The organism is Alkalihalobacillus sp. MEB130 (assembly GCF_032335535.1).
Classification (GTDB): Bacteria; Bacillota; Bacilli; order Bacillales; family Bacillaceae_D; genus Halalkalibacter.
In genome coordinates this window covers 1-25,917 of record NZ_JAOANA010000024.1, presented here as the reverse complement: position 1 = coordinate 25,917, position 25,917 = coordinate 1, and the positions used below count along the sequence as shown (strand labels likewise).

Sequence of the window (25,917 nt, the reverse complement as noted above, 5' to 3'; positions counted from 1 at the left end):
CACAGTTACCCTTTGATCCCTTTATACCCTTGTACATCAACTAATACCTTATCTAAAGCCTGCCAGGCCATTAATGCACAGTTATGTCTTGCTCTTAACTTATGAACACCTTTAAGTGACATCGCATCTTGAAGATCAACTTCTGGATTCGTTTGTTTTCCGTTTCGAATCAACTGCTCAAACTCATACCTCAGCTCCGAAACATCAACCAGGCTTTTTCCTTTAATTAATTCCGTCATCATCGAAGAGGCAGCCATGCTAATACTACAATCTTCTCCTTCAAATGAAACATTCTTAACCTTATTCTGATCGACATCTATATACAATGTGATGATATCTCCGCATGTCGGGTTTTTATAGTGAACTTACTTAACTTGTTCCCCGTCCAACACCCCTGTGTTCCTACGATACTTTGCATGATCCATCACCACTTTCCGATAAAGATCTTGAAGCATGTAATCATCCACCTTTCACTTTTTAATTCGTAATCATTACGAATTAAACAATAGATGCATTCATTATACATATTTAATATAAACCTTCAACCACTATCTCCAATGCTTTTGCCACTCGAACTCCTTCTGCAGCTGATGAAAGTGGCAAAACAATAAATTTTTCATCCTTAATTGCTGTCACATCCGTCAATGCTGGGTGTGTTAGTAATTGTTGACGTTTTTGTTCAGCAGTTGTTTCACCAAGACCTTGGACGTGATCCCAAAACAGGAGAAAGAAGACAAAAATCTCAAGGCGGTTTTAGGACAAAAAAAGAAGCAGAAGCAGCTGTTGCTGTAATTGTTAATGAAGTTAATCAAGGGACTTTCTTTATTGAGTCTAATATCAAATTTAAAGACTTTGCTGATTTATGGTTACCAATGTACATTGAAAGAACTTCTCCCAAACCGGGTACGATTCGTATTAGAAAGTATGGAGTAAAAAAGTTATTGCCCTACTTTGCACATATAAAATTAAAAAATATCACTGAAGATATGTATCAAGAAGCTTTAAATGATTTATGTAAAGAGCTTTCACTTAGAACGCTACAGGGAATTCATTCAACCGGGAGAATGATTTTTGAAATGGCATGTCGTAGAAAACTGATAAAAGAAGACCCTTCAGCAAATGGCTACATTAATAAGGAGAAGGAAACTATTATTGAATCAGGCGAAGAAACTATAGATGAGATGAAACAAGAAATAGATACAACTAAAAGGAACGATGTAGATCTAGACGGTCAAAATGACATTGATTTACCTAAGTATTTTGAAAAGCAAGAGCTAAAGACCTTTCTCAATGCCGCTAAGGAGCATGGACTCTATTTGGATGAGATCATTTTTACAGTGTTAGCATACACAGGGATGCGGATAGGTGAATTAGTTGCCCTCAAGTGGAAAGATATTGATTTTCACAAATATAGAATTAACATTAATAAGACTTACTACAATGAAAATAACAATACTAAACAATATGTATTAGTTCCCCCAAAGACAAAGAAATCTAAACGTAAAGTAGCGGTTGCTGACCTTGTAATTGAAAAACTAAAGAAACATAAAGAAGAGCAACAAAAAATCATTAACCACTTAGGTAATTCCTATAGAAACAGGGATTTTATATTTACCAATGTTAACCGGCATCATGGATATCCCATCTTAACAAAGTTAGTAGAAAATAGAATGAATAGGCTATTAAAAAAAGTAAATCTTAACTCAACCCTTACCCCTCATAGCCTGCGTCATACGCATACTTCTCTTCTTGCGGAAGCCAAAGTAGGGCTTGAAGACATAAAAGATCGACTTGGCCATTTTGATGATGTTATGACTAGAAGAATATATCTTCATATAACAGATCCCGTAAAGAGAGAAGCTTCTGACAAGTTTAAAGATTTCATGGATAGTTAGTATACCATTTAAATTGAAAGCAAAATCTAAGCATTTCGCTTTCACTTACATATAGTTGAAATTTCACCTATGGATTATTCATATTCCATTAATTCTTCAAAATGTTCCTCAGCCGGGCTAGATGGGAAAGAGCGTTTAGCATATTCTAATCCTCCATCAACCGCTACACGTCCACACTTACACCTTCTAAAGTCATGTTGATTTTTAGATTCTATAACATCGTTACAATGTTTGCAGCGAATCACATTTCTTTTTATCGTTTTACTCATCACTATCCCCCCACATTCATCATACTACACATAACATATGAATTTAGGCTATTCAACAAGAAGAATTGTTTAATAAAAACTGGGCATAATGGATATTTGTAACACCATCAAATATGAAAGTGAGGTTTTTCAATGCAATGAAAGGACATTGTTATCGAAGAAACTGCACGTGCAAGAAGAAGAAAAGGTGTACTTGCGGTGCTAAATGGGCATTTGTAGTTGATGAAGGAATAGACCCAGTTTCCGGTAAAAGAAAGCAAAAATCAAAAAGTGGATTTAGTACCAAGCAAGAAGCGGAAACGGCTGCCACGACACTAATTCATGAATTATTCGAAGGAACATATGTAGAAGAAACAGATAAAACCTTTGGAAACTTTGCAAGTGAGTGGCTACCAGTCTACAGTGAATCAAAAGATGTAAAACCCGGTACGATTCGAGTTCGACTCCATGAAATCGGGAGATTGTTACCTTATTTTGCCCAATTAAAGTTAAAAGACATCACCAGAAAGATGTATCAAGATGCTCTCAATGATTTAAAAGATCAAGGTTTATCTGATAGTACGAGGGAGGGGATCAACCGAACAGGAAGAATGATTTTTCGAAAAGCTTTAGAACTCGAGCTTATTAAGAAGGATCCGACTGAGTTTGCTTACGTTAAAAAAGACAAGAAAACGATTGAACAACTTGAAGAAGAGGAAGTTCCAAATTACCTTGAAAAAGAAGAACTTGCCTTGTTTTTAGAAACGGCTAAACAACATGGGCTTGAACATGATTATTTGGCGTTTCTAACCCTAGCCTATACAGGAATAAGAGTCGGAGAGTTAGTTGCTCTCAAATGGAGGGATATAGACTTTATAAACCAAACGATAAGCATAACCAAAACGTATTATAATCCAAATAATAATACTTTGGAGTATCAATTGGTCCCACCAAAAACTCGAAAGTCTAGGCGGAAAGTTGTCATAGATGAAGAAGTTATTCAAGCTTTAAAAGACCACAAAGACGTTCAGAAGCAAGTAATAAAGCGACTAGGTAACGACTACTACAATAAAGACTTTATTTTTGCAAAGATGGAGCGACAGTTCGGTTGTCCTATTGTAATAAAAAACGTTCGAGACCGTACGAAAAGGCTGCTTACCATCGCTAGCCTTAATGAAGAGTTAACACCTCACTCTTTGCGACACACTCATACGTCACTTCTTGCTGAAGCCCGTGTCTCACTCGAACAAATCATGGATCGTCTCGGTCATACAGATGACCAAATCACAAAAAATGTATATCTCCATGTCACCCAAGAAATGAAAAAAGAAGCCTCTCAAAAGTTCAGTGAACTCATGAGAAGCCTCCGTTAATTAACCTCAATGTTAGCAAAATGTTAGCATTTCACTCTCACCTTACCAACAAACCCATTCATACCAAGGGTTTAAGGGGCAGATTACATCATGCCGCCCATTCCACCCATACCGCCCATGCCGCCCATGTCAGGCATGCCGCCGCCAGCGTTTTCTTCTGGCTTATCAGCGATAACAGCTTCAGTTGTTAAGAACATAGCAGATACAGATGCAGCGTGTTGTAGAGCTGAACGAGTTACTTTCGTTGGATCAACGATACCCGCTTCAACCATGTTTACCCACTCGCCAGTTGCAGCGTTGAAACCTTGACCAATTTCTTCACCTTTAAGGCGCTCAACGATAACAGATCCTTCGAGACCTGCGTTGTGTGCAATTTGACGAACTGGCTCTTCAAGAGCACGTAGAACGATGTTCACACCTGTTGCTTCGTCGCCGTCAGCTTGAACTGCTTGAACAGCTTTAATAACGTTAACAAGTGCTGTACCACCACCAGCTACGATACCTTCTTCAACTGCAGCACGAGTTGAGTTAAGTGCATCTTCAATGCGTAGTTTACGCTCTTTAAGTTCAGTTTCAGTTGCCGCACCAACTTTAAGAACCGCTACACCACCAGCTAGCTTAGCTAGACGCTCTTGTAACTTCTCTTTGTCAAACTCAGAAGTTGTTTCTTCAAGTTGTGACTTGATTTGGCTTACGCGACCAGAGATTGCAGCTGCGTCTCCAGCACCTTCAACGATTGTTGTGTTTTCTTTTGTAACAACCACTTTACCAGCGCGGCCAAGTTGAGTGATGTTAGCAGACTTAAGGTCAAGACCTAGGTCTTCTGTGATCACTTCACCACCTGTAAGTGTTGCAATGTCTTCAAGCATTGCTTTACGACGGTCACCAAATCCTGGAGCTTTTACAGCTACAGCGTTGAATGTACCACGTAATTTGTTCACTACAAGTGTTGCAAGAGCTTCACCTTCAACATCTTCAGCGATGATAAGGATCGGCTTACCTTGTTGTACCACTTGCTCAAGAACAGGAAGAACTTCTTGAATGTTAGAGATCTTCTTGTCAGTGATAAGAACGTATGGGTTGTCAAGAACAGCTTCCATTTTATCAGAATCTGTTACCATGTATGGAGACGCATATCCGCGATCGAATTGCATACCTTCTACTACTTCAAGCTCAGTAGAGAAACCTTTAGACTCTTCGATTGTGATAACACCGTCGTTACCAACACGATCCATTGCTTCAGCAATGATTTGACCTACTTCATCATCAGCAGAAGAAATTGCTGCAACTTGTGCAATAGAAGCTTTTCCTTCGATTGGCTTAGAGATGTTCTTAAGCTCAGTCACTGCAGCAGCAGTTGCTTTTTCGATCCCTTTACGGATAACCATCGGGTTTGCACCAGATGTTACGTTTTTAAGACCTTCGCGAATCATAGCTTGAGCAAGAACTGTTGCCGTTGTTGTACCGTCCCCTGCAATATCGTTCGTTTTGCTAGCTACTTCAGCAACAAGCTTTGCACCCATGTTTTCGAATGCATCTTCAAGCTCGATCTCTTTTGCAATTGTTACACCATCATTTGTAATTAATGGAGAACCAAATTTTTTCTCAAGAACAACGTTACGTCCTTTTGGTCCAAGTGTTACTTTCACAGCGTTCGCAAGTGCATCTACACCGCGTAGCATAGAACGACGTGCGTCTTCACTAAACTTAATATCTTTTGCCATGATTTCTACCTCCTAAAGGTTTTTTTATAATTATGTAGAGACTAAGCTCTCTTTTTTTATTAGCCGATAATTGCTAGAATGTCGCTTTCGCGTAAAATTAAGTATTCTTTTCCTTCATATTTCACTTCAGTACCCGCATACTTTGAATAGATAATAGCGTCTCCTTCACTCACTTCAAGAGCAACGCGCTCACCGTTTTCAGTTACACGACCAGTACCAACAGCAACTACTTTTCCTTCTTGAGGCTTTTCCTTTGCAGAATCTGGTAACACAATCCCACTTGCAGTTTTTTCCTCTGACTCAACTAATTCAATGACAACACGATCACCTAATGGCTTTAACAAGGAAAACACCCTCCTTCAAGACCTTTGAAAATTTTTATTATTAGCACTCGTTAACGTTGAGTGCTAACACAATTATTATAATAAGCATATTTGGGTATATTTGCAAGTATTTTATAAAAAAATTTTTCGCTAATTGTTATGCGTTTTCATGGCTTGTCTTGCCCCTTCTTTTATTATGTATAACAGCTCTAATGTAAAGACAAGCACATAATCGTTCTTTCATTTACATAACGTAGTAAAAGACTGTCTGTTTTTTCGTTCACAAACCTTCATTATCATTTCCTTGTGATACTTTTCTATTCACAATATATTCGATTTCGGTACAAGGCTTTCCTTCAGCTTTTTTGTAAAGCTTATGTTAATATATAAAGATGCATTTTGAGACTTTTTGACAAAGGGGAATAACACATTGAATAAACGCTATTGGTGGATTCTAATTACATACACATTAATGCAGTTCTCTGCTGTTCCAGGTGTTCTTCTCCTCAGGGAATTAGGCGTATCATTGGACCGTATCCCTGGTGTTTGGAGCATGTTCAGTTTTTCCGTAGGGTTACTTATTATTATTTTGCTACTCATTCCTGAAATGAAGACAAGACATGAAATTGAAGGACGTTCATCAAGGGGAGAGGCAGTCCGTTGGTCAATCATTGGAGTGTTTATGGTGTTTGCCGCTCAGTATGCAGCAGCACTAATTGAAATGTTTCTACTCGGTATCGAACCTGGCTCAGAAAACACAGAAACGATTGTCGAATTTGCTAAAGCATTTCCTGCTTTTATCATCGTTATATCTGTGATTGGTCCGATCCTAGAAGAGATTGTCTTTCGTTTAGTTATTTTTGGTGCTCTTTATAAAAGATTCAATTTTTGGATTGCCGGTATTTTAAGTTCCATCATATTCGCTGCCGTCCATATGGATTTTACTCATTTACTTGTATACACGGCAATGGGTCTTGTCTTTGCATATTTATATGTAAAAACAAAGCGAATTCTCGTACCCATTATCGCCCATGTTGCCATAAACCTTTTTGTTTCTATTGTAAATGTTTTGTTAGCTGACCAGCTTGAAGATTGGATGGAGCAACTTGAACAACTTGAACAAACATCATTCATCATTGGAGGATTACTATGAGAGCATCACCTATTACAATGGCGCTCCTCTATTTTTCGATCGGTGTCTTACTAATCTTTTTTGCCATTCAAAATGTAAACACCTCTGGTTGGAACTTTTGGAGCTATTTAATTGTTTCGTTTGCAGCGATTGATTTTATGATTGCCTATCGCTTTTACCGTTTACGGAAGGTAATTAAACAGCTTCAAAACCAAAATAAAAAGAAAAAAGATTAACACTTATATCGCATTTGCGCCTTCTATGAGAGTGTCTCTTATAGAAGGCTTTTTATTTTATTTCAATATAGAAAAGAGGGCTAATCATTAGCCCTCTTTCCAAAACATCATCCATTCTCTATTACATGCTCTTCTTTTCGTGCTGCTTTTTCTAAAATAAAGGCAACTGGAATGACGATAGCTGTAGCGACTGCAACAACGATGAATCCCTCATTAATGGCTTGTAAGCTTGCTTCTTCTAAAGAGCCCAATGAAGCCGTTAATTGCCCTCTTCTCACCTCATAATAAATGGAGACAAAAACAATTCCTAACGCTGAACTCATTTGCCTAATAACATTGTTCATCGCTGATCCTCTAGAAATCAAGTGACTTGGTATAGCATTCATCCCCGTCGTTGTTGATGGCATACTACTTAGCCCCATGCCGATCCCACGAACAGCCATCCAAAAAAAGATCAATACTAACGAAGTGTCAATGCTGAGAAACCCAAGAGGGATCGTCCCAATGGTCACAACGATTAGCCCTGTTGAAATGACACCTGTTGGACCTTTTCGATCAAGAATTCGCCCACCTATGCTCATGAAGATCCCTGTTAAAAGCGCTGAGGGCAAGAACACCAAACCAGTCATAATAGGTCCGAAACCGTACACTTGTTGAATTAACAATGGAATTAAAAACAAACCCGCAAATAACGCAACTGACGTCATACTTGCAATAATCATACTGCACGTATAAGCATGTACACGAAATAACGACAAATCTAATAACGGTTGCTCCACTTTCCGTTCAATTTGGACAAATACATATAAAAGAACCATTCCAACTCCAACTAATGTAAGATTAATGGGATTGGTTAAATGAGCCACTTCTGACATCCTTCCTAATGCATACAAGATAGATCCAACACCAAAGGTAATCGTCAGAAATCCATAAAGATCAAATGTAATCTTTTTATTCGCTTGGGTACTTGGCAAGTAGCGGATAGCAAACCATAAGCCAACTAGTCCTACTGGTACATTTACAAGAAATAAGTATGTCCAGTTTAATGTTTCTAGTAAAAAACCACCAAATGTCGGACCAATAGTTGGCGCCATCATCGCTGATATTCCCCAGACCCCTGTTGCTAAGCCCCGTTCATTTCGAGGAAATGCTTCAAAAATAAGGGCCATAGATAGGGGCATCATAATTCCGCCTCCAATCCCTTGAAGCCCTCGAAAGAAAATTAACGAGCTTAAATCCCAAGAAAATGCTCCAAGGAATGAGCCCGCGACAAAAATAGCTAATCCCATAATAAATAATCGTTTCTTTCCAAAACGATCGCCCAAATACCCTGTAACTGGAACCGTCATTCCCATCGTTACCATAAAAATCGTGATAACCCATCCTGTTGCAACTGCATCCTTTTGAAACACTTCCATAAGCTGTGGCACTGCTGGATTTAACATACTATTATTTAAGATCATCGTAAATGACCCTAATAAAACCGCCACAACTACCATCCATTTTCCGGGCACATTCATCTACTTTCACACCATTTCGTCTGTCGAAATATCAATAGGGGTATCATACCATATGTTAAAGGGAGATACACTTCCTATGCTCACCCTATCTAAGTAGCACATCCCAACAAAAAAGAGGCAAACTCCATCATAGAGTCTACCTCTTTATTTTTATTTACACTGCTTCACTTAAATTTTGTTCAGTTGCACCGAAACCTTTTTTATTGTTTTTGTTTTTGAATACAACGCTTTTCAAGTAAGGCAATACCCATCTGTCTCCACCGTAACGTCCGGCATTTGCTCCCGCTGCTATGATAAACATTGAAATCATAATCATCCATGGGTTAGTAGAGATCGTTCCAGCGAATAGGAATGACATATTCATTACTACTCCGAAGAAAGCTGCCGCTGAAGTAAATACTCCTAAAATAAGTCCTAGCCCTACTAATAACTCTCCCCACGCTACCATGACGCTGAACGCATCTGCGTTCGGAATCGCTACATTTTCTAAAAATGCTACATAATTTGGATACAAAACTGCTTCCCCACTCATAACCGGATTCGCTGCAGATCCTTGTAAGTAACCTCCTGCATGAAAACCACCAGTTACCTTTCCCCATCCTAACGTTAACCAAGTCCAACCTAGATATAACCGTAAGAATAACCATATTCCTGCTGCATATTTGTTTTCTCTTAAAAATTGTCCAATCATGTTAATTCCCCCTAATAATTAGTTTGTTCAATATTTCACATTTAAACATAAAGTTAGATTGCTTCTTTTAAATTGGCTCCCTTAAACTCTTTTTCACTATTCTTTCCTTTAAATACAACGCTTTTCAAGTAAGGCAATACCCATCTGTCTCCACCGTAACGTCCAGCATTTGCTCCTGCTGCTATGATAAACATTGAAATCATAATCATCCATGGGTTAGTAGAGATCGTTCCAGCAAATAGGAATGACATATTCATAACAACTCCGAAGAAGGCTGCTGCTGAAGTAAATACTCCTAAAATAAGTCCTAACCCTACTAGCACTTCTCCCCACGCTACTACAAAGCTAAAAGTATCTGCGTACGGAATCGCTATATTCTCTAAAAATGATACGTAGTTCGGATACATTAGCGCCTCACCACTCATGACCGGATTGGCAACGGAACCTTGTAAATATCCACCTGCGTTAAAATCACCAGTTACTTTGCCCCATCCTGCAGTTAACCATGACCACCCTAGATACACTCGTAATACTACCCAAATTCCTGCCATGTACTTGTTCTCTCTAAAGAATTGTCCAATCATTGTAAATCCTCCTTTAAGGTAAGTTATTTTTTTAACTCACATAACAATGTGAAGTTTCATATTCGGTATTTAATGCCTTGCTCATCTATTCACATTTTTATGTGAAGTTTTTCACAACCTCTACACTCATAGTATAGAACACTGTACACCTTTTTGCTACCTTATTACATTCTTTGTCAAAGTTTGTTCATCTTTTCACATATTTCACGTAAAAAAAGAGTGAATGCTGTGACGCACATCACTCTTTTAACTCTTTTTCTCTTTCTTTTTCTAACCTTTGTACTTTGCGATAAGTCAAATAAGAAACCCAAATGCTAAATTCATAGAGCAATAATAACGGGAGGGTCACCATTAAATGAGACATAATTTCCGGCGGCGTAATAAAACCCGCTATTACTAACAAAATAAAATAAGCAAATTTACGTACTTGAGCTAAGAAACTCGGGGTGAGCATTCCTAATCTAGTGAAAAACATGACCACAACTGGCAGTTGAAACAATAAACCAAAAGGGATCGTAATTTGAAATAGAAAAGAAAAGTACTCATTTATGCCATACTGCTCTGTTATTCCTAAACGTTCTGATAAGTTCCCCATAAATTGAATAATAAAAGGAAATAGAATGAAATAGGAAAAAGAAATACCTACTAGAAACAAGATAAAAGCAAATGGAATATAAGCTAATGTGGCTTTTTGCTCCTTTTCATGCAGGCCCGGACTTACAAACGCCCATAACTGATAGAGAATAACGGGAAATGTAAGAATAAGTGCACTAGCAAAAGCAAATGTCATGAACACCCGAATGGGATCTGTCATCTTAAATGCATTCATCGGCAAATCTTGAGCTGTCGGTGTACTTTGTAAGTATGTGATTAGTGGTGTAGCTAAAAAGAAGCCGGCAATGAGTGCCACAATGAAGAAGATTAACGTGATAATAATTCTTCGTCTTAGTTCTACAATGTGGTCCATTACCGACATGTCTCTTTGTTCCATTTATAAACCCTTCCTACTTAGGCTTTATCGTTTTCTTTTTTCTTGTTATCATCTTCATCTGCTAAGCCTTTTGTCGCGTTTTTAAATTCACGTAATGTATTCCCAGCAGCTTTTCCTAACTCTGGTAACTTCTTTGGACCAAAAATTAGTAAAGCAACAATCGCAATAAGCGCAATGCTGCCTGCTCCTAATCCACCCATAGGTAGCACCTCCTTGTCCTATTTCTAATTATAGAGTGTGATTATATAGTTCGCAATGACTTCCATTACAGTTACCAATCATTTCAAACTTATCCTGGATAATGTTTCAGAAAATAAACAAGCGCCTGTAACTCAACTGATAAATCAATATGATGCACACGAACATGTTCAGGAACATCAAGTCGAGCCGGCGTAAAATTTAAAATTCCTTTAATACCGTTAGCTACCAACTGATCTGCTATCTTTTGTGCAGCCACTTGTGGAACGGTTAGAATGGCAACTGTTACGTCTGGGTCAATGATTTTTTCAAAATCATCTAAATGATAAACGGTCACCCCGCCTACCTCTTCCCCAATTTTTTCTTCAGCAACATCAAAAGCTTTTACAATTCTTGTGTTATTATTTTTCGAAAAATTGTAATGTAAAAAAGCAGTTCCTAAATTACCGACTCCAACTAGAGCAACTTTCGTCTGCTCATCCTGATCAAGTGTTTTCCGGAAAAAAGACAGCAAGTAATTTACATTATACCCATACCCTTTTTTCCCAAGTGCTCCAAAATAAGAAAAATCACGTCTGATCGTAGCAGAATCTACTTTCACTGCTTCACTCAATTCTGTTGACGATACACGTTGCTTTCCCGAAGCAGACAAATTCTCCAAAAATCGATAATAAAGCGGCAACCTTTTTGCTGTTGCCTGCGGAATCTTCGTTTGATCTACTTTCATCCATTGCCTCCCTCCTACCATCGTCAAGTTGGCAATTCAAGACTATGGTTATTGTACACCATTTCACAGAGTTTGTAATCGTTTTACCCCTCTGTTCATGAAGTTGTTGAAAGATCTATTCTACGATACACTTAAGAGGTACTACAAAAAAGCGGTTTTCTTTTTTTGTAGTACCTCTTAAGCAATGAGCGGAGCCGCCGTTGTGGGTTTAGCTTTTTGAGTGATCTTCTCAAAAAGCGTACGGCGTGTGGAGCCATTGCCACTTTGTTCGCACTTTTTAAGTAAAAAGCGGTTTTCCTTTTTAGGATACCTCTTAAGCAATGAGCAGAACGCCGTTATGGGTTTAGCTTTTTAAGCGATCTTCTTAAAAAGCGTACGGCGCGCGGAGCCATTGCCAGTTTGTTCGCTCTTTTCAAGTAAAAAGCGGTTTTCCTTTTTAGGATACCTCTTAAGCAATGAGCAGAACGCCGTTATGGGTTTAGCTTTTTGAGCGATCTTCTCAAAAGGCGTACGGCGCGTGGAGCCATTGCCAGTTTGTTAGCACTTTTTATATGTAAAAAAGCGGTTTTCTTTTTTATGGTATCTCTTAAAAGAAATGATCTTATGAGTTAGGAATGAAATCTATGATTATTTTACAATGTATAAATATATCGAAATCCTTTGGTATCGATCCAATCTTAACAAATATCAAGTTAGATATTCAAACCGGAGAACGCGTGGCTCTTGTTGGTCGTAATGGAGCTGGCAAATCAACGTTGCTTAAAATTATCGCTGGTCAACTTTCATATGATAGTGGACAAGTGATGATGCCAAAAGGCACAGAGCTTGGCTATCTCGCTCAAAACACAGGGCTGGAATCGGAACTGTCGATATGGGAAGAGATGCTAACGGTATTTGCTCCTCTTCAAAAAATGGAAAAACAAATTCGCGATTTAGAATTACAAATGTCCGATCAACGTTTGCTTGAAGACGAAAATCGTTATTCCAAACTTTTAAAAGAATATGATCAGCTTCAAATTACCTTTAAAGATCAAGGCGGCTATCAATATGAAGCTGATATTCGTGGTGTATTAGCTGGAATGAATTTTGGTGATTTTGATTATGGAACAAAGATTTCAACCTTAAGCGGAGGGCAAAAAACAAGATTAGCATTAGCAAAATTATTGTTAACAAAGCCTGATCTTCTTATTCTCGATGAGCCAACCAACCACTTAGATATCGCGACCCTTACGTGGCTTGAGCAATACTTGGTTGGTTATAAGGGTGCTATCTTAATTGTTTCGCACGACCGTTACTTCTTAGATAAAATCGTCACGACAGTTGTTGAAATCTCTCGAACAAAATCAACGAAATTTACAGGTAACTATAGTGCTTATCTTGATGAAAAAGCAAAGCGATACGAATTAGAGTTAAAGCAATATGAGAAGCAGCAAGACGAAGTAGCAAAACTAGAAGACTTTATCCAACGAAATATTGCAAGAGCATCGACAACGAAGAGGGCGCAAAGTAGAAGAAAACAATTAGACCGAATGACCTTACTCGATCGTCCTGCTGGATCTGAGAAATCCGCTTCTTTCGCTTTTACAATTGAGCGTCAAAGTGGAAAAGAGGTGATCCGTGCTTCTGACCTTCATGTCGCTTATGGAGAAGATGTGATTTTTCAGGACTTGAATCTCGAAATTGACCGTGAGGAAAGCGTGGCCCTTATTGGTCCAAATGGAGCTGGTAAGTCCACACTATTAAAAGCTCTGATGAAAGATATCCCTCTTCAAAATGGAGTGATCCGATTTGGAAGCAATGTGACCATTGGTTACTATGACCAAGAACAAGCCAACTTAAAATCGAATAAACTAGTTTTACACGAGCTTTGGGATGAACATGCTCTTTTACCTGAAAAAGAAATTCGAACCGTGCTTGGAAATTTTCTATTTAGCGGTGATGATGTCTTAAAACCAGTGTCTACGTTAAGCGGTGGAGAAAAAGCAAGACTTGCTCTTGCTAAACTAATGATGAAAAAAGCCAACCTTCTCATCCTCGATGAGCCTACGAATCACTTAGATTTAGATGCAAAAGAAATCCTTGAGAATGCTCTAATTGATTATCCAGGTACATTGTTATTCGTCTCTCATGACCGCTATTTTCTCAACCGCATTGCAACGAGAATGGCCGAACTTGAGGACGGAAGAATCACCAACTATCTTGGTGATTACGATTATTACGTTGAGAAGAAAGACGAAATGGAACAACGTGAATTGCTAAATCAACAAGAGAACGCAGCTGTTCGGAGTAACACCGCATCTGGTGGTTCTATAGCTACGGCGCAACCAGACAAACGTTCCTACGAACAAGATAAAGAAAACAAAAAAGCAGAGCGTCAACGGCAACGAAGAATTGAAGAGATTGAAAGTCAAATTGATTCACTCGAAACAACGCTAGCCCAAAAAGAAGAAGACCTTTGTGATCCAGCTATTTATTCAGATCATGAAAAGGCCCAAACCATCCAATCGGAAATCGATAAAGCAAAAGAAAAAATCGAATCCCTCATGGAAGAATGGGAAGAACTTCAAGAGTAAACCAGTAATGGGGTCAGACCCCCCTTTAGTAATGCAACGCATTACAGGGGGGTCTGACCCCTATTTTAATCTTGCTTTTTTTCTGTTACTACTTTGATCGTTTTTCCATTGGATTGAAGAAGAATGGAGCCATTTACGCTTGTAGCATACACCTTACTGCCTTTTCTTACGTACCTACTGACAATACTTTTTCTAGGTAACTTATTTGTACTGATGATCGTGTAGGTCGGATCGACGGCTTCAATGAAATCGGATGAGGAAGATGTTCCTCCCCCATGATGAGGAGCATGTAAAACATCGGCGCTTAATTGATGTTTCTTCATCAACTGCTTTTCCTGATCTTTATAAATATCACTAGTAAACAAAAACGTGTTATCGTTGTAGGTCACCTTTAATACGACAGACAAGTTATTGATATCCGTTGTGGACAATTCCTCTTCTTTGACACTCTTGGTGACTTCATTTTCAGATGGATGCAACACTTCAATTTCAACATCATTCCCTAAATTAAAACGATCGCCTTCTCGTATATACGAAACACCGATATCCTTTTCTTTCACTCTTTTCACAAAAGCAGCGTATGCTTTCGTGGAATGGGTTAGTTTTGGTAGTAACAAGTGACCAATACTCACCGTTTCCATTACGTTTACAAAGCCCCCAATATGATCATGATGAGGGTGGGTTGCAACAGCATAATCAACAGAACTTATTCCGAGGGTTTGCAATTTAGTAACCAATTGCTTTCCTGTTCGTAAGCTTCCTGAATCTATAAGCATGGTCTTGCCATCAGGACTTTTTAAGAAAATTGCGTCTCCCGATTTCTTATCTGCTTCTAAATGAAAATACCTAATTTCTAACTCACCCTCATTCATCGTAGCAAAAGTCGAACCAGTACAGACCAATCCCCCAACCAGTAACAAGATCCCTATAAGTAAAATTCTAAAGAAGGAAACCATTATTGATCACTCCTACCTTCTTTGCCTCTTTTTATCATCTTTCTCCATTAATCAAACATTTATTTAAAAACGAAAAAAAGGGTCGTAGCAAAAGTCAACCCCTTTCGCCACAACCCTTTAGCATGAGCTCCTACTTTAGACAAACACCGAATTACTCTTTTTCCTTTTTGGCATGCTTTCGATCTAGATTCCATTTAATAAGAGCATATACAACAAAGACCCAAAGAACCGGGTGATTGAAGTTCAGACCGATTTGAGAGTACCCTCCTAAAACGGTGTATAATCCTATTATGGCAACAACATAGAAAATAAAAAATAAATCATGCTCAAATAAAGGAACATTTACTTTTTGATTATCTTTCCTTGGGAGCAATATTTCAGCAACAACAGCTAGGACAAAGCATAAACCAAGAATAATAAAAACGCTTGTCCGCCCAAATAATCCCCCTGTTAATTCAGGAAAATAATCCATAGCCAACGCGATTGCGATTACGATAAGAACACTAATCCTCAACCGCCTGGCTAGAATTAATCGTTTTTCCAACTGCAAAATTGTTCTCCTCCTTGCTTACAGACAACCAATAATAATGGGCAGATACAACACAGAACATCGAGGTAGCAGCTGCAACAACACCAGAATCATTTAACAACAACAAAGCAAACGATGCGACCACACCGGTCTGTAAAAACAACTGTTTTTCTTGACCATCTAGTTGCAGTCGTTTTCTCCACAAGATAATAGCACCTAACAAATAACTTGTTACAAACAACTGCGTCCAATTTGAATGACGGAAAATCTTCAAATTCATCGACATTTTTCGTTGAATCGTATCTGTAATATAACGGATATCCCCATTTACTAACCGTTCAAATGCCATACCAATATGCGTCTGTTCTCCTGTTAATTGTAGCATATAGAGAAAAACAAATAACGTACTGATTGAAATTCCAAAAACGATGAACAAAAAGCGCCAAGACCATTTTTTCGTAAACATTCGATACAGAAAAAAGGAAAAGGCAACGCCTGCAGACAGCGTAGCTCCTGCATTGGTTCCTAACGTGTTCTTCCCGAGCATGACGATAACTGTTAGAAACATCGCCAAGAATAGTAAAATCGTTACCTTCTTCGTTTTTATATTAACTAGTGGACTAATTGTCATAATAGCCGATATGACATATACTCCTGCAAATTCATTGCCTATCCCATAATATCTAGCTCCAATGATTGGATCATATCCTAAATAGGACCGTTGCATTAAGGACGTACCTAAGACAATGTCTAACGTAATTAATAAAAACGTACTAACACCAATCCAGAAAATCGGTTTTTCGCTTCCCTTCTCCACAACATATCCACATAACAAAGAGCTCCCAATTAAGGCAAGAACAAATCCACTAACCCCAATCGTTTTGACGATGCCCGATAAAGCTAAAAACCAAAATGGTGACCAAAGAGCTGACAGTAAAATCAATCTCGTTATATAACGCCATGTTTTTCGTTTCTTTGTACCAAACGATCCATAGATTGCCGCACCAATAAGAGCTACGACTAAACAAGTAATATAGATGGACAAAACACTCGCACGACTTTTGTAAATTAAGACGATTTCATCGATTGCTTCAAAAGCAGATGTTTTATCCACAATTCCTTCATGTAATGAAACAATTTCATTTCCGGAGAATAACTCACTCTCTATCTGAAAGGATTTAAGTACCGTAGGAATGATATCAATGCTACTTATTAAATAGTCTTGCCTAGTTGTATTAGAACTAAGGAATCCTCCTTCGTTTTGCCCCCAATAAAATACCGGAGCTAACTGTTGTTTAGCATCGTAGGCAGCTTTGTGCATCATGGGGGATATCATCCACAAATCATCTACCTCCGTTTGTGCTTGTGATAAAAATGTTGATAACCTATGAAGCTGCCTCTTTCTCTCCTTATTAAAATGAGATTCCTCCATAAAGTACATTTGATCATATAATCGGTACAAATCTCCCCACTCTATCACCAAAAACTGTTTCGCGTTTTCCCCATTTGTTGATAGATTGTGAATAAGGCGATCACGATCCATTTCCACTCCATAGGGAGAACCTGGCTTACTCTTTACAGATGAAAGTATTTCCCCATCCACAGCACCGTTTTGATCGAGTGCTAACAATGAACCATAACGAACTTTTTCTTCTAATGTATCACTATGCCCGTATATGTTGCGCTCTACCCCTGATCGTTTTAATAATTCACCAAAGTCCCCAACTACTCCACGATGAGTTCCTTGTTCATTTTTTATATTTAAGCGATGAAAATCGGGATGAACCAACCCTTCTGTTTGTTTCACTCCTGTTAATTGTTCAGCCCATTCATTTGCTGCAAACCCATTCACTTCTTCTTCTACTTCATAACCATTCCACCCTTGTACGCCGACCGCCTTTGCTCCTGCCCCCATCGTGACCATGTTATTTAAGTAGGAATAAGGCCCATCTGGTCTAACATTCATCGCTCCGAACGCTGCTTTTTCCCAGAAGGTACGTTCGTTTGAATTGTGGATAAGCCACTTAGCTTCTTCTATTGACAATCCAGGAACTAATACCATCACTACTTTTTTCGTCTGTTCTCCTACTTCTGCAAAGCTAATTAGTTGATATGGCATTAGGAAAAACATCAAGATAAGTAATGTAAGCTTTTTCATCATGGCTCTCATACCTTTTTGGCAAATTTTTCTGACATATCCACACTATCCACACACTTATTCACAGCTAAAACACTGATATTATAAGGGTTTATGTAATTATTCACATTATCCACTGAGTTATCCACATTAAAGTTAATAACAATTTTCACTCGCGTTCTCTCTACGAATTTCTGCTTTACCCACATTGTTAACAACATTGTGGATAAAATTTGTTAACAACAATTTTACGTTTTCCGACAAAAAAACTGTAAATTTATAACGATTCTTCCTGATAAGCAATCAAAATTCAACAAGATCCATCAAAGAAACCAAAAAAACCACCTATCGTTAGCATTTGCTCCAATAAGTGGTTTTAAACATATTACTGATGTTCTAAATCAAGGCCTGGATTTCCATTTAACTCATATGACGCAAATTTCTGTTTTTTCCATTTTACACTTGCTGCAGCCCCAATCATAGCTGCATTATCTGTACAAAGCGATAACGGTGGAATTCTTACATCCACAGCCGTATCAACAAATTCCTTCTCTAAAGCACTCCGTAAACCTTTGTTAGCAGCTACTCCGCCAGCTAACAGCAATTGTTTCACTTCATACTTTTCCACAGCACGCTTCGTTTTGCCAACAAGAACATCAATAATACTAGCTTGAAAACTTGCTGCCACATCTTCTATTTTGACTTCTTCCCCACGCTGTTTTACATTGTGTAACTTGTTAATAACGGATGATTTTAATCCACTAAAACTAAAATCAAACGAATCAGGTTCTAACCATGATCGTGGAAAATCAATTGTAACCTTTCCCTCTGCAGCTAGTCGATCAATATGAGGACCTCCCGGATAAGGCAATCCAAGTGTTCTTGCCACTTTGTCATACGCCTCACCGACCGCATCATCTCTAGTTTCACCAATAATCTCAAAATGACCGTCTTCTTTCATATAAACGAGTTCTGTATGACCTCCTGAAACAACTAAGGATAACAGAGGAAATGAAATAGGTTTCACTAGTTGATTGGCATAAATATGCCCTGCGATATGATGAACTCCGATTAATGGCAATCCATGTGCAAAAGCAATAGCTTTCGCTGCGTTCACACCAATTAACAACGCTCCTACAAGACCGGGTCCTTCTGTTACCGCAACAGCACTTAGGTCTTCAAACGTTACATTAGCCTCTTTCATCGCTTGTTCTATAATGACAGTAATTTGTTCAACATGGTGTCTAGAAGCTACTTCCGGAACGACGCCACCAAATCGTTTATGACTTTCAATCTGAGAAGAGACAACGTTACTAACAATGGTTGAACCATTTTCAATCACCGCAGCTGACGTCTCGTCACAGCTTGTCTCTATCGCTAAAATCAATTCCTTCTTACTCATCATCAAGTTTCACCCACATTACTAAAGCATCTTCTAAGTTATCAGCATAATAATTTTTACGTATTCCACCTTCAACAAAGCCTATTTTCCGATATAAATTTTGAGCAACATAATTGGATACACGTACTTCTAAAGAAAGTTTCAATACACCCATCTGTTTTAAAAATGAGATCACATAACGTAGAAGTCGTTCTCCGTGCCCTTGACCCCGATACGTCGAACGTATAGCAACGTTTGTTACTTGCGCCTCATCCATCACAATCCACAATCCACAGTAGCCAATTATGTCACCATTCACTTCGTAAACAAGATAGTTAGCAAACTGATTTGTAGTCAATTCGTTAAGAAAAATAGATGGGTCCCACGGCGTCGTAAAAGAATCTCGCTCTACTTCTAGTACAACATCTAAGTCATCCACCGTCATAAAACGAACCGTTTCCTTTTCTTGTTCAATCATCATTCACAACCCTTTTCCTTCTGAGCCTTTTGCCAAACTGCTTCTGCTTCTGCAAGCTGCAAATAATCAGGAACAAAAGAATGGACTGATAGCTCACTTACAGACGACTTCTGTCCTAACCTAGCTAATTCAGCTGGTCGAGGCAAAGACATCGATCCTGATGCAAAATGAGCATTTTCACCAAGTCGATCACGAATTAGTGTTTCATGAATCAAGGTATCCTGACCAATAAATAAAACAGGTTGATTTTGTTCTACTAAGTAAGCTAGCCAATCTTCTAACATAATTAAACGGTCCTTTTCAATCCTTTGCACATCTGAACCTACCGCTTGATATTGCCCTGTGTACACTTGTCCACGCCTAGCATCCATAATAGGTGAAATAATGCCGCGGAAAAAGCGACCGGTTTGAGCAAGTACCTCGAGGCTCGACACACCAATAATAGGTATACCTAATGACCAAGCCATTGTTTTAGCTGTTGTCACACCAATTCGGACTCCTGTATAGGAACCAGGGCCATTTGCGACAATGATTCGTTCTAGTTCCTTTGGCTTTACACTGACTTCTTTCATTAAGTCATCGATCGCCGGCATTAGCCTAATCGAATGGTTTTTTTTAATATTCGTTGTTACTTCCCCTAGTGTTTGATCTCCATCTGTAACTGCTATTCCCATTACAAACGATGATGTATCAATAGCCAATGTTTTACTCATATCGCAACTCCTTACATAACTCAACAGATCGTTTTCCAGTCGTTTGAACGGTAATCTTTCTGCTTGTTTCTCCTAAATGAAACAATGAAATAGCGAGCCGATCCTCTGGTAACTGATTTGTGATCATGCTTGGCCATTCAATGACCGTTACCCCTTCACCATAGAAATACTCTTCTAATCCGAGGTCTTCCATTTCATCTTCCATACGGTATACATCCATATGATAAAGAGGAATTCTCCCCATATATTCTTTTATAATCGTAAAGGTCGGGCTATTAACAACACGTTTCACACCCAGCCCTTTCGCAAATCCCTTTGTAAAACTTGTTTTTCCAGCTCCAAGATCTCCTTCAAGAGTAATAACATCACCAGGTTTCACAATCTGACCTAGTTTATTGGCTAACTCCATCGTTTCTTCAGGGGATTCGGTTATGAGATTCCACTCTTCCACTGTCTTCACCCACGCTTTTGAAAATGATTGTATCCGTGCTTTTCTAGCTTTTTTACTTGTTGGTCTTCTTTTAAAAATACACCAGGTTCACCTTCTTCGACAAACCCAATTACCGAAAATCGCAGATCTTTCTTATTAAAAAGGGACGCCAAATCAGCAACATCCTCTTTTGGGACCGTTCCAATTAACACGAAATCTTCTCCACCAAATAGAGCAAATTCAAGCTGTTTTTGCCTCGAGTATGTATTCATCGCTTGAGGTATAGGGAGTTTCTCAGCTTCAATTACAAAGCGATTCTTGCTAGCTTCTGCTAATTCATGAGCTTCACTTGCCACCCCATCGCTAACATCATTTAATGAGATTCGTTTATCAACTTTAGAAAAAATTCTTCCTGCCTCAACATGGGGCAAAGGTTCCTGATGTGATGTAACAAGAAGTTGCTCTTGCTCCGTAAATATCCCATCTACCCCCTTTTCAAACAACAGCTCTAAACCCGCAGCCGATCCACCAACATAGCCTGTTACAAACACTTGATCACCTGGCTTTGCCTGATCACGATAGATTGCTCTTCCACGTTCTATGCTGCCAATTGCTGTTACAGTCAAGACGAGCTTATCATGAGTAGAAACGGTATCACCACCAATTAAGTCCATCTGATATATATCTGCTAGCTCTTTCATCCCCCGGTAAATTTCGGTTAACTCTTGTTCAGTCCAAGAAGAAGGAACCGCAATGGAAACGAGGTAATAGGTTGGGATTGCTCCCATTGCAGCAAGGTCACTGACATTAATCGCTAACCCCTTTTTTCCAATTTGAAACGGGGTTAGGGTATCACGACGAAAATGAACTCCTTCGACCATCGTATCAACACAGATCACTTGTTCCAGTTCATCGGAACCAGAGTAAACAGCTGCATCATCACCCACTCCACGAATAAGCGATTTTTGATATGTCTTTTCAGGAGTAATTTTAGAAATAAACGCAAACTCATCTTCCATTTTAACCGACCCTCTCGATCTGAATCATATATCTGCAAAAACCTTAGGAAATCATCATACCTAAGGACTGTCTTTACTAGTGTATCCGATTTTAGAGTAATTGCCCATTATCTAGAAAGAAGTTAATTTTCAGATTAAAATTCAAAAGAAAAAGCCGAAACATTTTCGTTTCGGCTTTTTCTTGGTATTGCGGGGGACGGATTTGAACCGCCGACCTTCGGGTTATGAGCCCGACGAGCTACCAGGCTGCTCCACCCCGCGTCGTTATAGAGTTATCAGACGATGCTTAATCGTAGAAAGTTAATTTGATGTTGTTATTACTTTATTTACTATAACCAACATTAACTTCTTTTATACAAAGAAATTTAGCCTGGCAACGTCCTACTCTCACAGGGGGAAGCCCCCAACTACCATCGGCGCTGAAGAGCTTAACGACCGTGTTCGGCATGGGAACGGGTGTGACCTCTTCGCTATCGCCACCAGACTATTTTCTCTGACACAAGATCTATAATAACATCTTTCTTAACCCAATGCAAGGGTTCTTCAAAAAAAAGTGGAGCACAAAATTTAATTGTGCCCCGTCCTTTATTACTTTGCTTTTTCTATAGCTTGTGTGAAAGCTCCAATAATGTCCTTCTCGTCTTCAATACCGACTGAGATTCGAACCAATTGGGCTCCAATTCCAAGTTCTTTTCTTAGTTTGTCAGGAATCGTACGGTGGGAAGTACGTAGCGGATAGGAAACTGTAGTTTCGACACCTGCTAAGGTTGGAGCAATTTTTACCCATCCTAGCGAACGGAAAAATTCTTCCACATTCACATCATCAGCTAGATCGACACTGACCATCGCCCCGTTTCCTTTCTCAGAAACGAACTTCGGATAAAATACACGAGCGACTCCTTCATGGGCTTCTAATGCTTCAGCAAGCATTCTCGCGTTATGGCTTTGTCTCTCCATTCTTACACTTAACGTTTTCAAACCACGACAAGCTAGCCACGCCTCAAAAGGACTCAAATTACAACCAAGATTGATCACTTTCCCCTTCGCTTTATCAATCAACGTTTGCTCCCCAACTAGTACGCCTGCTGTTACATCACTATGTCCACCAATATATTTCGTTGCGCTGTGGACAACCAGGTCCGCACCTAGAGTCGCTGGTTGCAGTAAATAAGGCGTTGCAAACGTGTTATCAATCATTGTTTTTAACCCTTTTTCTTTTGCTAAAGCGATCACTTCTTCCAAACGCTCCACTCTAAGTAAAGGGTTTGTCACCGACTCTGTATAAAGTAAAACAGTTTTATCAGTAATGGCTTCTTTTACAACATGAAGATCTTGATAGGAAACAAAACTGACTTCTATTCCAAAGTTAGGTAATTCTTGAGCAAACATTTGATACGTCCCACCATATAAATCATCAGATGCTAAAACATGGTCCCCAGGATTGGCAACGGCTAACACTCCAGCTAAAATGGCCGACATCCCTGATGACGTAGCCACACCGTCGTCTGCTTCCTCAAGAAGGGCAACACCTTTACCAAGGTCATCGGTATTAGGATTGCTGTACCTAGAGTATAGATATTCTTTTTCTCCTTCATAGAAACTTTCCATATCGTCTAAATCTGTAAAAACAAACGCAGATGTTTGATAGATTGGTTTTGCTTTACTCGCATTTCTAGCAGGCTCTTTCGCTTGAAAATGTACTGTCTTTGTATTGAAATTCGTTTCTCTCATCTTTCCATCCCCTAACTTATGCTTCCTTCATAATAGTAAAACCAATAACGAACATGACAATCGATCCAATAATCGAGAATGTTATGTAATAAATCAACGGCAGCCATTCTTTTTTTTGATAGAGTTGAACGGTTTCGGTGCTAAAAGTGGAAAAAGTCGTAAATGCTCCAAAAAAGCCAATAGCCATCAATAAGAATAAGGGCTCATCATAGGCCCCAAGCGGAATCGCCCCGTAATAACTTCCATAAAAGGTCCCTAATCCAAGTGAACCTAGTATGTTTACGATCAGCATTGCAATAGGAAAAGGTGGCGACGGATATCTTCTCATAATCACCAACCCTAGCAAGTAGCGGCTAATAGCACCTACCGCACCTCCAATGCCGACAAGCAGTAGATTCATCCTTTCTCCACCTCCTGCTTTGCTTTTCGTTCTCCTACTCTATTTCCCATTATATATCCAACCAATGCACAACCTATTCCTCCAAAAACGGATAATAGCACATACAAAGCGCTCAACCACCACGTGTGTTCAAGGAACAAAAAGACACTATCACTGGCAAGAGTAGACATCGTAGTAAAGCCACCACATAACCCAACACCCAGACCAGCCTTTACCCATTCACGTGGAACCTTAATCACAAACCAACCTGTTAAAAAACCTAGAAGAAGGCTACCTCCTAAATTTTCGACCAATGTTCCGATTGGATAGCCCGTTGCTAACGTATAAAGATTAAAGTAATATCGGAAGCTTGTCCCAATTGCCGCACCGATGGCAATGGCCCCTATATTTTTCATCATCGTTTGTTTCAAAGTGACGCTCCTTCATTCGTGTGAATAGTTTGATTTTATCGCACTCAACGATTTGGAGCAAGAATCTCATATAAAACGGTAACGTCTTAAGCGAAATACTGCCTTTTCGATCGTCGATTATATCTCATCTCGTTTCCTTCTGAAAAATTCGGTATAATAAACATAGCCTCTATTAAGATAGGAAGATTCTATGGAAGTATTAAAGTACTTAATCTTTGAATATGGGTATTTTGGAATTTTTATTGCACTGGTTGGTGGAATTATTGGACTACCTGTGCCAGATGAGGTTTTACTCCTATCAATTGGCTATTATGCCTATCTTGGTAGAGTGGATCTCCTAACCGCCTTAATTAGTTCTTACCTTGGTTCTATTATCGGAATCACGATTAGTTATTTATTAGGGGCAAAATTAGGACTTCCTTTTCTTTTGAAATATGGTCCTAAATTTAGATTATCGCACACACGAATTTCTAAAGCACAACAACTGTTTTCCAAGCGTGGATCTTGGCTTCTTTTAATTGGTTATTTCATTCCTGGTATAAGGCATATCATTGGATATTTAGCAGGAATATCTCGTTTAAATTTTAAAATTTTTATGATTTACTCCTATATCGGTGCTTTTTTCTGGGTGCTTTTCTTTGTTTTATCTGGATATGAATTAGGGATTCGGTGGTATTTTATTAAACAATCATTTGAAACGTATAAGTTTCTCATATATTTTACAGTTTCAGGCCTAATAGCTCTTGCTGCGATCTTCTTCTTTTTTAGACGAAAAGGGAAAAAAGTGTAGAAGCACTCACCATGACTGGAGTGTTTTTACACTTTTTCTTTTTATGGAGTTATATCTTAATCTGTTGTTTACAAATCCAGTAAAGCGGACACCAGGGTTCTTATTTATAAAAATACGACTATTTAAGGCTAGATAAGGACACAGTTGACCTTATTTACCTTCATAAGGTGCTTATACAATGATTTTACTCTAAATAGAGGAATGTCAGTCCGCTTAGAACGTCAAATCTACTATTCTTATTAAAATAAAGGAACGACAGTCCGCTTAGATAACAATTCTATAGGAGTAGATTAAGTAGAGTAAAACCTTCTGATTTTGTGCGGAGCGTGCGTGCCCGCCTGGCAACGTCCTGGCTCGCCATTTCTCTTCTACGGGGATGATTAACCATGAAGTAATTTCTTGGAAGTGTCCCACGTCGTGTTACGAAGAGAAAGGGTTCGTCTCACAGGGGGACACGATGTATTCCAAGAAGTTTATTCATGATGTAACCATCGGCTCAGTCATGGAAGACGTTGGTTCTTCGAACCAAAAGCTCTTCAGCGCCTTGAGGAATATGTTTATGCGCACAAAAAAAGACAATCCATTGGATTGTCTTTTATCGGCCTGGCAACGTCCTACTCTCACAGGGGGAAGCCCCCAACTACCATCGGCGCTGAAGAGCTTAACGACCGTGTTCGGCATGGGAACGGGTGTGACCTCTTCGCTATCGCCACCAGACTATAGAATTG

Annotated in this window: 26 protein-coding genes, 1 tRNA gene, 2 rRNA genes and 1 pseudogene; 6 read left to right on the top strand and 24 right to left on the bottom strand. The window is 39.0% G+C overall.

Going from position 1 to position 25,917, the window contains the following annotated elements; translation table 11 throughout:
- Window positions 1-5: 5 nt before the first annotated feature.
- A pseudogene (sufU, locus tag N0O92_RS19590) lies at window positions 6-350 on the bottom strand (Fe-S cluster assembly sulfur transfer protein SufU); the annotation flags it as partial.
- Between the two features lie 294 nt (window positions 351-644).
- On the opposite strand from sufU, the gene N0O92_RS19585 reads away from it, so the two are divergent.
- Window positions 645-1,895, top strand: coding sequence for a site-specific integrase (locus N0O92_RS19585; protein ID WP_315616332.1), 1,251 nt, complete (start codon window positions 645-647; stop codon window positions 1,893-1,895).
- Window positions 1,896-1,969: 74 nt separating this feature from the next.
- On the opposite strand, the gene N0O92_RS19580 is transcribed toward N0O92_RS19585, so the two are convergent.
- The gene (locus N0O92_RS19580) at window positions 1,970-2,164 is read right to left on the bottom strand and encodes a DUF7695 domain-containing protein (protein ID WP_315616331.1); all 195 of its coding nucleotides are present in this window, start codon (window positions 2,162-2,164) and stop codon (window positions 1,970-1,972) included.
- Window positions 2,165-2,301: 137 nt separating this feature from the next.
- Here N0O92_RS19580 and N0O92_RS19575 point away from each other — a divergent pair, with 137 nt between their 5' ends.
- Entirely contained in the window at window positions 2,302-3,516 is a 1,215-nt protein-coding gene (locus tag N0O92_RS19575) for a site-specific integrase (RefSeq protein ID WP_315616330.1), read from the top strand.
- An 83-nt stretch (window positions 3,517-3,599) separates the two neighbouring features.
- On the opposite strand, the gene groL is transcribed toward N0O92_RS19575, so the two are convergent.
- Window positions 3,600-5,240: a chaperonin GroEL gene (gene groL, locus N0O92_RS19570; RefSeq protein WP_315616329.1), complete on the bottom strand. Its 1,641-nt coding sequence runs from the start codon at window positions 5,238-5,240 to the stop codon at window positions 3,600-3,602.
- A gap of 59 nt (window positions 5,241-5,299) precedes the next feature.
- Window positions 5,300-5,584, bottom strand: a complete 285-nt coding sequence (gene groES / locus N0O92_RS19565) for a co-chaperone GroES (protein WP_315616328.1) — start codon at window positions 5,582-5,584, stop codon at window positions 5,300-5,302.
- Between the two features lie 409 nt (window positions 5,585-5,993).
- Here groES and N0O92_RS19560 point away from each other — a divergent pair, with 409 nt between their 5' ends.
- Both N0O92_RS19560 and N0O92_RS19555 read left to right on the top strand, forming a co-directional pair.
- A complete protein-coding gene (locus tag N0O92_RS19560) occupies window positions 5,994-6,716 on the top strand; it encodes a CPBP family intramembrane glutamic endopeptidase (protein WP_315616327.1) in 723 nt (240 codons plus the stop codon).
- Window positions 6,713-6,931: a YdiK family protein gene (locus N0O92_RS19555; RefSeq protein ID WP_315616326.1), complete on the top strand. Its 219-nt coding sequence runs from the start codon at window positions 6,713-6,715 to the stop codon at window positions 6,929-6,931. Before N0O92_RS19560 ends, N0O92_RS19555 begins: the two co-directional genes overlap by 4 nt.
- Before the next feature lie 107 nt (window positions 6,932-7,038).
- On the opposite strand, the gene N0O92_RS19550 is transcribed toward N0O92_RS19555, so the two are convergent.
- The 6 genes from N0O92_RS19550 to N0O92_RS19525 all read right to left on the bottom strand — a co-directional run bounded on the left by N0O92_RS19550 (window position 7,039) and on the right by N0O92_RS19525 (window position 11,642).
- Window positions 7,039-8,451 (bottom strand): MDR family MFS transporter, encoded by a 1,413-nt coding sequence (locus N0O92_RS19550; RefSeq protein WP_315616325.1) that lies wholly within the window; start codon window positions 8,449-8,451, stop codon window positions 7,039-7,041.
- A 154-nt stretch (window positions 8,452-8,605) separates the two neighbouring features.
- Window positions 8,606-9,142: a DoxX family membrane protein gene (locus N0O92_RS19545; protein WP_315616324.1), complete on the bottom strand. Its 537-nt coding sequence runs from the start codon at window positions 9,140-9,142 to the stop codon at window positions 8,606-8,608.
- 53 nt (window positions 9,143-9,195) lie between these two features.
- Window positions 9,196-9,726 (bottom strand): DoxX family protein, encoded by a 531-nt coding sequence (locus tag N0O92_RS19540; RefSeq protein ID WP_315616323.1) that lies wholly within the window; start codon window positions 9,724-9,726, stop codon window positions 9,196-9,198.
- 238 nt (window positions 9,727-9,964) lie between these two features.
- Window positions 9,965-10,717, bottom strand: coding sequence for a twin-arginine translocase subunit TatC (gene tatC, locus N0O92_RS19535; protein ID WP_315616322.1), 753 nt, complete (start codon window positions 10,715-10,717; stop codon window positions 9,965-9,967).
- Between the two features lie 17 nt (window positions 10,718-10,734).
- Window positions 10,735-10,917 carry a twin-arginine translocase TatA/TatE family subunit gene (locus tag N0O92_RS19530; protein ID WP_315616321.1) on the bottom strand — a complete coding sequence of 61 codons (183 nt, stop codon included), beginning with the start codon at window positions 10,915-10,917 and terminating at the stop codon, window positions 10,735-10,737.
- A gap of 89 nt (window positions 10,918-11,006) precedes the next feature.
- A complete protein-coding gene (locus tag N0O92_RS19525; RefSeq protein ID WP_315616320.1) occupies window positions 11,007-11,642 on the bottom strand; it encodes a redox-sensing transcriptional repressor Rex in 636 nt (211 codons plus the stop codon).
- A gap of 623 nt (window positions 11,643-12,265) precedes the next feature.
- Here N0O92_RS19525 and N0O92_RS19520 point away from each other — a divergent pair.
- Window positions 12,266-14,215, top strand: a complete 1,950-nt coding sequence (locus N0O92_RS19520) for an ABC-F family ATP-binding cassette domain-containing protein (RefSeq protein WP_315616319.1) — start codon at window positions 12,266-12,268, stop codon at window positions 14,213-14,215.
- 65 nt (window positions 14,216-14,280) lie between these two features.
- On the opposite strand, the gene N0O92_RS19515 is transcribed toward N0O92_RS19520, so the two are convergent.
- From N0O92_RS19515 to N0O92_RS19455, 13 genes are all read right to left on the bottom strand, one after another.
- Window positions 14,281-15,171 carry a ComEC/Rec2 family competence protein gene (locus N0O92_RS19515; protein ID WP_315616318.1) on the bottom strand — a complete coding sequence of 297 codons (891 nt, stop codon included), beginning with the start codon at window positions 15,169-15,171 and terminating at the stop codon, window positions 14,281-14,283.
- Window positions 15,172-15,322: 151 nt separating this feature from the next.
- The gene (locus tag N0O92_RS19510; RefSeq protein WP_315616317.1) at window positions 15,323-15,721 is read right to left on the bottom strand and encodes a hypothetical protein; all 399 of its coding nucleotides are present in this window, start codon (window positions 15,719-15,721) and stop codon (window positions 15,323-15,325) included.
- Window positions 15,675-17,858, bottom strand: coding sequence for an MFS transporter (locus N0O92_RS19505; protein WP_315616316.1), 2,184 nt, complete (start codon window positions 17,856-17,858; stop codon window positions 15,675-15,677). The genes N0O92_RS19510 and N0O92_RS19505 overlap by 47 nt, the downstream gene beginning before the upstream one ends.
- Window positions 17,859-18,222: 364 nt before the next feature.
- Window positions 18,223-19,239: a tRNA (adenosine(37)-N6)-threonylcarbamoyltransferase complex transferase subunit TsaD gene (gene tsaD / locus N0O92_RS19500; RefSeq protein WP_315616369.1), complete on the bottom strand. Its 1,017-nt coding sequence runs from the start codon at window positions 19,237-19,239 to the stop codon at window positions 18,223-18,225.
- The gene (gene rimI / locus N0O92_RS19495; protein ID WP_315616368.1) at window positions 19,232-19,696 is read right to left on the bottom strand and encodes a ribosomal protein S18-alanine N-acetyltransferase; all 465 of its coding nucleotides are present in this window, start codon (window positions 19,694-19,696) and stop codon (window positions 19,232-19,234) included. Before rimI ends, tsaD begins: the two co-directional genes overlap by 8 nt.
- Window positions 19,696-20,409 carry a tRNA (adenosine(37)-N6)-threonylcarbamoyltransferase complex dimerization subunit type 1 TsaB gene (gene tsaB / locus N0O92_RS19490; RefSeq protein ID WP_315616315.1) on the bottom strand — a complete coding sequence of 238 codons (714 nt, stop codon included), beginning with the start codon at window positions 20,407-20,409 and terminating at the stop codon, window positions 19,696-19,698. Before tsaB ends, rimI begins: the two co-directional genes overlap by 1 nt.
- Entirely contained in the window at window positions 20,402-20,860 is a 459-nt protein-coding gene (gene tsaE / locus N0O92_RS19485; RefSeq protein WP_315616314.1) for a tRNA (adenosine(37)-N6)-threonylcarbamoyltransferase complex ATPase subunit type 1 TsaE, read from the bottom strand. The genes tsaB and tsaE overlap by 8 nt, the downstream gene beginning before the upstream one ends.
- A 5-nt stretch (window positions 20,861-20,865) precedes the next feature.
- Window positions 20,866-21,858, bottom strand: coding sequence for a thiamine-phosphate kinase (thiL, locus tag N0O92_RS19480; RefSeq protein WP_315616313.1), 993 nt, complete (start codon window positions 21,856-21,858; stop codon window positions 20,866-20,868).
- Window positions 21,859-22,045: 187 nt separating this feature from the next.
- Window positions 22,046-22,119, bottom strand: a tRNA-Met gene (locus tag N0O92_RS19475).
- 107 nt (window positions 22,120-22,226) lie between these two features.
- A 5S ribosomal RNA gene (gene rrf, locus N0O92_RS19470) occupies window positions 22,227-22,342 on the bottom strand.
- Window positions 22,343-22,446: 104 nt separating this feature from the next.
- Window positions 22,447-23,589 (bottom strand): trans-sulfuration enzyme family protein, encoded by a 1,143-nt coding sequence (locus N0O92_RS19465; protein ID WP_315616312.1) that lies wholly within the window; start codon window positions 23,587-23,589, stop codon window positions 22,447-22,449.
- 16 nt (window positions 23,590-23,605) lie between these two features.
- Window positions 23,606-23,989 (bottom strand): fluoride efflux transporter CrcB, encoded by a 384-nt coding sequence (crcB, locus tag N0O92_RS19460; protein ID WP_315616311.1) that lies wholly within the window; start codon window positions 23,987-23,989, stop codon window positions 23,606-23,608.
- Window positions 23,986-24,399, bottom strand: a complete 414-nt coding sequence (locus N0O92_RS19455) for a fluoride efflux transporter FluC (protein WP_315616310.1) — start codon at window positions 24,397-24,399, stop codon at window positions 23,986-23,988. The genes crcB and N0O92_RS19455 overlap by 4 nt, the downstream gene beginning before the upstream one ends.
- A gap of 190 nt (window positions 24,400-24,589) precedes the next feature.
- On the opposite strand from N0O92_RS19455, the gene N0O92_RS19450 reads away from it, so the two are divergent.
- Window positions 24,590-25,189, top strand: a complete 600-nt coding sequence (locus N0O92_RS19450; RefSeq protein ID WP_315616309.1) for a DedA family protein — start codon at window positions 24,590-24,592, stop codon at window positions 25,187-25,189.
- 601 nt (window positions 25,190-25,790) lie between these two features.
- On the opposite strand, the gene rrf (N0O92_RS19445) is transcribed toward N0O92_RS19450, so the two are convergent.
- Window positions 25,791-25,906, bottom strand: a 5S ribosomal RNA gene (rrf, locus tag N0O92_RS19445).
- Between the last annotated feature and the right edge of the window lie 11 nt (window positions 25,907-25,917).